This is a genomic window from Sphingomonas bacterium (assembly GCF_903644135.1).
Classification (GTDB): domain Bacteria; phylum Pseudomonadota; class Alphaproteobacteria; order Sphingomonadales; family Sphingomonadaceae; genus Sphingomonas.
Genome location: NZ_CAHJXA010000206.1, coordinates 1 through 5,101 on the forward strand (window position 1 = coordinate 1; position 5,101 = coordinate 5,101).

The window sequence follows — 5,101 nt, forward strand, 5'->3', positions numbered from 1 at the left end:
CGGGCGGAGCGCTCGGCGGTGGCGATGGGCGCGGCCGCCAACCCGCAGGCGATCGCCTATCTCAATCGCCTGTCGGACTTGTTGTTCGTCGCCGCGCGGGCGGTGAACAAAAATGGGGCGGACGACGTTTTGTGGGTTCCCGGCGCGTCGCGTTGATCGTTATCGTCGACGGCGGGGACTGACGCGAGGGGGACCATGGCTACCACGGCGCTGGTGCAGGCTGCACCCCTTCACGGGCGGTTCGCGGCGGTTCGGGCGCTGAGCCTCGCGCTGGCCGCATCGCTGTCGGATGCCGACGCGACGGTCCAGTCGATGCCCGACGCCTCGCCGGCCAAATGGCACTTGGCGCATACGACCTGGTTCTTCGAGACCTTCGTACTGCGCGATCATGTCGGCGGCTATCGGCCTCACGACGAGCGCTGGCCGTTCCTGTTCAACAGCTATTACGAGGCGGAGGGGCGGCGGCACGCGCGCGACCGGCGCGGCATGGTGACGCGGCCAAGCCTCGACGAGGTGCGCGCCTACCGCGCCCATGTCGACGCCGCGCTGGTCGCGGCGATGCCCTCGCTGTCCGCCGCGGCGCTGGCGCTGGTGGAACTTGGCTGTCACCACGAGGAGCAGCATCAGGAGCTGCTGGTCACCGACATCCTGCATCTGTTCGGCGAAAACCCGCTCGAACCCGCCCTGTACGCGCCGCGGCGCAAGCAGCCGGTGGCGATGCCCGGGTCGATCGGGTGGCTGCCGCATGACGGCGGCATCGTCGAGGTCGGCCATGACGGCGGCGGGTTCAGCTTCGACTGCGAGGGGCCGCGCCACCGCGCGCTGCTCGCGCCGCACGCCCTGGCCGACCGCACCGTCACCAATGGCGAGTGGGCGGCGTTCATCGCCGACGGCGGCTATCGCGAGGCGCGGCACTGGCTCGCCGATGGCTGGGCCTGGGTCAAGGCGGAGGCGATCGAAGCCCCGCTCTACTGGCAGCGCGAGGGTGAAGGCTGGACGCGATTCGGGCTCGACGGCCGCCGCGCGATCGACCCAGCCGCGCCGGTGACGCATGTCAGCTTCTTCGAGGCCGACGCCTATGCCAGCTGGGCGGGGGCACGACTGCCGACCGAGTTCGAGTGGGAGGCGGCGGCCGCGCGCCACGATGCGGCGGCCGGCAACTTCATGGACGCCGCCGGCCCGGTCGAGCCGCGCCCCTCACCGGGCGGCCCGGCCTTTTTCGGCGATGTCTGGGAGTGGACCGGCAGCGCCTATCGCCCTTACCCCGGCTTTCGCGCCGCCGAGGGCGCGGTCGGCGAATATAACGGCAAGTTCATGAGCGGCCAGTTCGTGCTGCGCGGCGGCAGCTGCGCGACCCCGCGCGGCCATGTGCGGGCGAGCTACCGCAACTTCTTCTACCCGCACCAGCGCTGGCAGTTCACCGGCGTGCGGCTCGCGAAGGATTGGTAGGTGCTCAAGCCTGAGATCGAGGACGGCCCACTCTGGTCTGAGGAGCCCAGCCTCGCAGACCCGCAATTTCGCGCCGACGTGCTCGCCGGGCTCGACCGCCGGCCGCGCGCGATTCCGGCGCGCTGGTTCTACGACCGGCGCGGGTCGGAGCTGTTCGAGGCGATCACCGATCTGCCGGAATATTACCCGACACGGACCGAGCGGGCGATCCTGGAGCGGGCCTGCCCGGAGGTCGCGACGATCGCCGGCGCTGGACGCGCGGTGATTGAGTTCGGGTCGGGATCGTCGACCAAGACGCCGATCCTGCTTCAGGCCGTTGCACCCAGCGCCTATGTGCCGATCGATATCTCCGGCGCTTTCCTGCGCGAGTCGTCGCGGACGCTGTCGGCGGCGTTCCCCGGCCTGCTGGTGCTGCCGTTCGAGGCGGACTTCATGAAGCCGTTGACCCTGCCGCGCACGGTGGCTGCCGCGTCCAAGCTCGGCTTCTTCCCCGGCTCGACGATCGGCAACATGACGCCGCTGATGGCGACCGACCTGCTACGGGCGATGCGCGCCTCTCTGGGGGAGGGCGCGCTGCTGCTGATTGGCATGGACCGGATCAAGGACGAGGCGACGCTGGTCGCCGCCTATGACGACGCCGCCGGCGTCACCGCGCGCTTCAACCTCAACCTCGCCGAGCGGATCAATCGCGAGCTGGACGGCACGATCCCGATCGATGCGCTGCGCCACGTCGCACGGTGGAACGACGACCGCGCACGGATCGAGATGCATCTCGAAGCGGTGCGCGACCTCGACTTCACCGTCGACGGTCGCCCGTTCGCGATGACGGCGGGGGAGACGATCCACACCGAGAACAGCCACAAATACGATCCCCGCAGCGCGCGCATCCTGCTGCGCGCCGGCGGCTGGACGCCAATCGCCGAGTGGAGCGACCCCGCTGGCCTGTTCGCGCTCTACCTCGCCGAAGCGCAGGCGGAGCGGCCTGCTCCCTAGCTGCCGGGGTGTCGGGCGGTGGCTACCGCGTCCTGCAGCTGCTCCAGCGTCTGCGCGCCGATCATCACCCGGTCGCCGATCACCCAGCTGGGTGTGCCGGTCATGCCCAGTTCGCCCGCCGCCTTCATGTTGGCGGTAATCGCCGCCTCGTCCGCCGGTACGGCGGTGGCGGATGCCGCGACGCCTGTCTGCCTGGCCACTGCGGCGATGGACGCCTTGCTGACCTGTCCCGCCGCATAGAGCGCGTCGTGGAAGGCGGCGAAGCGGCCCTGATGCGCCGCCGCCAGGCTGGCCAGCGCGGCATCGTGGCTGGAGGGCGCAAGGATCGGCAGCTCGCGATAAACGACACGCAGGCCGGGGTCGCTCTTCACCAGCGCCGCCACCGTTGGCAGGCTGGCCCGGCAATAGCCGCAATTATAGTCGTAATATTCCACCAGCGTGACGTCGCCGCGCGGATTGCCGGCCCAGGCGCTGCCGACCGGCGTCTCGATCGCGGCGCGGCCGGCGGCGATCGTCTTGCCGGTCTCGCGGTCGCGCAGCCGCTGCATCGCTTCCGGGATCACGTCGGGATGGGCGAGGAGGTAGGTACGGACGCCGCCGCCGTCGTGCCGATCGATCAGCATCATCGTCGCTGCGCCGGCACTCACGCCGATCGCCGCCGCTGCTGCCCAGGAAAGCCAGCCCCTCACTTGCGGCGATGCTTGTTCCTGGGGTCGACGTCCCAGGCATTCTGCGCGGTCATGGCGATGTCCTGCGCCCGAATCCAGTCGGGGGTGTTGGCGGCGATGCCGGCCATCGCATGGCGAGCGCTGACCGCGGCGCGGCGGCTGTCGCCGATCAGGCCCTGCTGCTCGGCGCTGGCGAGTGCGGCGCGGGCCTGATCGCCCTGCGCCTCATAGGCCGCGCCGAGCTGGAACCAGGCGAACGGGTTGTCGTCGTCGCGCGCCACCGCGCTGCGCAGCACCTTGACCGCCTCCACCAGATTGGCCTTGTCGTCGGTCGCGACCAGCGCGTGACCCAGCGTGGTGGCGATCAGTGGGTTGTTGTTCGACCCCTGGACCGCCGCGCGCAGCGGCGTCAGCGCCTCGCGCGGATGCCCCGCCTCCAGCATGATCTGGCCCTGTACCTCCTGGAAATACGGATCGCGAGGGCGTGCGGCGACCAGCGCCTCCGCCTCGGCCTGCGCCTTCTCCGGATAGCCGCCCTTGTGATAGGCATAGGCGCGGGCGTAATGCGCATAGACCGACTGGTCGGACGGCGGATACGCCGCGAGCGTCTCGTTGACCGGCAGGACATAGCCCGCGAGCTTCGCCTTGACCCGCCGGAACCGCTCGTCGAGCGCCGCATCGGGCCGGTTGTTCCAGGCTGGCGACGCCTGGAGGTCGGCGGTCAGGGTCGCGATCCGCTCCGACGACAGCGGGTGGGTCTGCAGGAACGGATTAATATCCTTGTTGCCATAGCCATAGCGATACTGGTCGTTCTGCAGCTTCTTGAAGAACGCCAACATGCCGCGGCCGGAGATGTCGCCTTGGCGCAGGAACTTGGCTCCTGTGGCATCGGCCACCGACTCGACGTTGCGGGAGAAGGCGAGATATTTGCCGGTCGCCGCCTGCTGCCCCGCCGCCATGATGCCGGCCCCGGCCTCCGCGCTGCCGGCGGCCATGGCCGCGACGCCCAGCACCATGGACAGGATATACATCCCCATCGCTGGCCGCGCGCCGGCATCGGCCAGCGCGACATGGCCGTCGGCGACATGGCCGAGCTCGTGCGCGATCACGCCCTGCACCTGGTTGGCGTTGTCCGCCGACTGGAGCAGGCCGGAGTTGAGATAGACCGTCTGGCCGCCGGCGGTGAAGGCGTTGATGCTGTCGTCCTGGATCAGCACGATTTGGACGTTGCGCGGGCCCAGCCCCGCCGCCTTGACCAGCGGCGCGCTCATGTCGGCGAACAGGCTTTCGGTCTCGGCATCGCGCAGGATCGACTGCGCCACGGCAGGCTGTACCCACAACAGCAGCGCGGCAGCGCAGGCGGCGGCAAAGCGCTTCATGGCCGGCTGCCGATGGATTGGGAGAAGGTCATGCGGTCTATGGCCCGTGACCGGCAGGGGCTGAACCGACGATGAAGCCCGGGCGCGTCGGCCCATGAGCCCGCCGGCCCCTGCTCCGCCAGGAGAGAGGCCGGCGGCCCGGGTCATGCGCCGAAGGTGCGCTGCCACCAGCCACGGCGGGCGGGCTCGGCCTCGACCACCTCGCCGGCGGGGGCCTCGTCCTCGCCGACCTCGGTCGCCTCGGCGGCGGTGGGCACGATCGAGGGGATTGCGGGCGCTTCCTCGGTTGCCGCCGGCTCGGCCTTGCGCCGCGAGCGCTTGGGCTTGGCGGCCACTTCCTCGATCGGCGGTTGCGGCTCGATCGGCAGCTCCGGCTCCACCAGCTCGGCCTGTGCGGCTGGGGTGGCGGCCTCCTCGACCGCCGCCACCGGCTCGGCCTTGCGGCGCGAGCGGCGCGGGATAGGGCAGGGGGGCGGTTCCGATGGGGCAATTGGTTGATTTCCTGCACGGGAGCGTGCTGAACGTCGGCGCGTTCATCGCCGTGCTCGGCGTCCTGATCTTCGTCCACGAGATGGGCCACTACCTCGCCGCGCGATGGCAGGGTGTCTATGT

General features: G+C 70.3%; 6 protein-coding genes and 1 pseudogene. 4 read left to right on the forward strand and 3 right to left on the reverse strand.

Going from position 1 to position 5,101, the window contains the following annotated elements:
- The 3 genes and pseudogenes from HUU96_RS10970 to egtD form a co-directional block, all read left to right on the forward strand.
- Window positions 1–156, forward strand: a pseudogene (locus HUU96_RS10970) (cob(I)yrinic acid a,c-diamide adenosyltransferase); the annotation flags it as partial.
- A gap of 39 nt (window positions 157–195) precedes the next feature.
- A complete protein-coding gene (gene egtB, locus HUU96_RS10975) occupies window positions 196–1,449 on the forward strand; it encodes an ergothioneine biosynthesis protein EgtB (RefSeq protein ID WP_174292838.1) in 1,254 nt (417 codons plus the stop codon).
- A complete protein-coding gene (gene egtD / locus HUU96_RS10980) occupies window positions 1,450–2,442 on the forward strand; it encodes an L-histidine N(alpha)-methyltransferase (protein ID WP_174292839.1) in 993 nt (330 codons plus the stop codon). It abuts the gene before it with no gap.
- Here the strand turns inward: egtD and HUU96_RS10985 are convergent.
- From HUU96_RS10985 to HUU96_RS10995, 3 genes are all read right to left on the reverse strand, one after another.
- The gene (locus tag HUU96_RS10985; RefSeq protein ID WP_368039765.1) at window positions 2,439–3,131 is read right to left on the reverse strand and encodes a DsbA family protein; all 693 of its coding nucleotides are present in this window, start codon (window positions 3,129–3,131) and stop codon (window positions 2,439–2,441) included. The two genes, egtD and HUU96_RS10985, sit on opposite strands and share 4 nt — an antisense overlap.
- Window positions 3,128–4,489 carry a M48 family metalloprotease gene (locus HUU96_RS10990; RefSeq protein ID WP_174292840.1) on the reverse strand — a complete coding sequence of 454 codons (1,362 nt, stop codon included), beginning with the start codon at window positions 4,487–4,489 and terminating at the stop codon, window positions 3,128–3,130. Before HUU96_RS10990 ends, HUU96_RS10985 begins: the two co-directional genes overlap by 4 nt.
- A 143-nt stretch (window positions 4,490–4,632) precedes the next feature.
- A complete protein-coding gene (locus HUU96_RS10995) occupies window positions 4,633–4,917 on the reverse strand; it encodes a hypothetical protein (RefSeq protein WP_174292841.1) in 285 nt (94 codons plus the stop codon).
- Between the two features lie 53 nt (window positions 4,918–4,970).
- Between HUU96_RS10995 and HUU96_RS11000 the strand changes: the two genes are divergently transcribed.
- Window positions 4,971–5,101, forward strand: a 131-nt coding sequence (locus HUU96_RS11000; protein ID WP_174292842.1) for a site-2 protease family protein, incomplete at its 3' end; no start/stop codon positions are given.

Excerpts from the sequence above, each read along its gene's own strand:
- egtB (WP_174292838.1), top strand. The coding sequence starts at position 196 with ATGGCTACCACGGCGCTGGTGCAGGCTGCACCCCTTCACGGGCGGTTC.
- HUU96_RS10990 (WP_174292840.1), bottom strand. The coding sequence starts at position 4,489 with ATGAAGCGCTTTGCCGCCGCCTGCGCTGCCGCGCTGCTGTTGTGGGTA.